Source organism: Bradyrhizobium sp. Mp27, from assembly GCF_029953005.1.
GTDB lineage: Bacteria > Pseudomonadota > Alphaproteobacteria > Rhizobiales > Xanthobacteraceae > Bradyrhizobium > Bradyrhizobium barranii.
This window is the reverse complement of the sequence record NZ_JASAUS010000437.1, coordinates 1-1,992: the sequence shown is the minus strand read 5'-3', so window position 1 is coordinate 1,992 and position 1,992 is coordinate 1. Positions and strand designations below refer to the sequence as shown.

Sequence of the window (1,992 nt, the reverse complement as noted above, 5' to 3'; positions counted from 1 at the left end):
GTCTCGGTCATGGCGTATCGCTCTCCTCGAGAGGTTCTGGCAGGCTCGTCACCCGCCTCGATACGCCGCCTTCCTCACACCGTCATCACCCAGATTCCGCCATAGCTCTCGGTTCGTCGATATATCGCTTAACAAGAAAGCTAAAAGCGATTGCAACTAGAGTCATGCTTGGTACCGCTAGCGCTGCATGGATCTGCGCAACCCAACCTGCCGAAGTTCCGCCGAACAATAGCATGAGTGGAACGTAGTGGGTCATATAAAGCGGATATGAAAGATCTCCGATAAACTCGCTAAAACGGTTGATCGATGGACTCCCGATTGCATTAGCGCCCAGCCAAACAAGGAGCGGATATACGATTGTGACGATCAGGAAATCGTAGGGCTTCCAAAGGAAGGGCCAAAAAAAGGTCGCAAGCATGATAAGCGGAAGGTAATATGCTGCCCCTGGCAACAGCGGTTGCCTGCCAATACGGCAAGCAACAACGCCCGCGATAAATGAAAAACCTACCCGTACAAAGCCAATCCAGAAGGTTCTGCGGTCGAAACCGCCGTTTAGGCTTCCGAAATCGTAGCACGTGTATGCCGTTGCAACCGCGGCGAAGGCGAGCATCGCTAGCAACCATCGAAGCGATAGTTGGCGCAGACAAAGAGCAAACGTTAGGCTCGCCACATACTCGCAAAGCAATGACCAGGCGGGAGCGACAAAAGGAAAAATAGGAAAGCTGGGATCGTGGACAAATAAGTGCGGCAACAGAAGTACGCTGCAGGTGAGGAGAATAAAAAACTCCGTGACACTAAAATTGAATAACGCGGCAGCCATAGGCGCATAGAATCGTCCGATTACAACCACAACGAAGCCCAACAAGGAGCCAATTACGACGAGCGGATGCAGTCGTATCAGACGCCTTTTAATAAGTTCTGTGGGTGACAATTCTACGCGAGAAGGGTCGTAGGCAAATGCCATTACATACCCTGACAAGCAAAAGAAAAAATCTACAGCGAGATAACCGTGAGGAATCCGGTTCTGAGGACCGAACTGAAAGGGTTCATAAAAATGTAAAACGGCGACACAGATGGCAGCAATTCCCCGCATGCCGTCAAGAATGCTCAGTCGCGCGACCTCTTTGGCAGCCAGCGACCCGGGGTCTTCGGGAAAGGCGTTGGGGGGCGGTAAATTCGGGGGGGCGCAGCTGGATTTGAGCATCGCGTTCGACATGTAGGATTCTGCAATTCTATTAACGCATCTGTCGCATTTCTTTACATATACATGCATATACATGCATATACCGTGTGCCGCTACACGGTCTGAGCACCGTCAACTGCTAGCCCGGCCTATTCGTCAGAGGGCGGCTTTTGGGCCCGATTGATGCGGCCGCACATCTTGTCTGGCGAGGCGCACAGGATTGCCTTCGGCTTTTCACCGCCTGACGACCCGTACTTTGCAACGCGCTTGAGGGATGGGGTGGGTGAACGGGGGGCGGACGCCCCGCCGGTCAAGGACCGAGCGGCAGCAGCGCGCCTGGCAAACGGCGGATCAGGTCGGCTCGGGACATGCCGCGGCAAACGCAAGGCGAATGCGGCTCGTGGTCTCGACCACACGGGCAGCGATTTTCAAGAGACGAAGACGCAGCGTCGCGAACTCGGCAGCGGCCAATTCCCGGACTTTGGGAATCGCCTCGCGCACGGTCAGCATCAGCCAATAAGCGGCCGTATGGAGCGCGAGACGGACCTGGTTGGCGAGCGCCGAACGGCAGCTGGTGCGGTCGGAGGCGAGCTGCGTCATATGCAGCTTGATCAGATTCTCGGCTTGGCCGCGCGCGCATTGTAAGCGGCAAAGAGATCTTTCAATTACCCACATTTGACGTCGGATTTGAGCGGGGCGCCGCGGCCGAAATCTTGAATCAGTAGAATCTGTTGTGATTCGTTGTTGAGCACCTGATTCGGAAGTGCGGGGTGCTCGATGGGCTTGGTGAAGGAACGCGCGGTGGCGCG

1 protein-coding gene and 1 pseudogene are annotated in these 1,992 nt (G+C 55.1%); both read right to left on the bottom strand.

Annotation, left to right across the window (positions count from 1 at the left end; translation table 11 throughout):
* Positions 1–85 precede the first annotated feature (85 nt).
* Complete coding sequence (locus tag QJT78_RS50705; protein ID WP_281460855.1) at positions 86–1,216, bottom strand: acyltransferase; 1,131 nt, start codon at positions 1,214–1,216, stop codon at positions 86–88.
* A 277-nt stretch (positions 1,217–1,493) separates the two neighbouring features.
* A pseudogene (locus QJT78_RS50700) lies at positions 1,494–1,822 on the bottom strand (transposase); the annotation flags it as partial.
* Between the last annotated feature and the right edge of the window lie 170 nt (positions 1,823–1,992).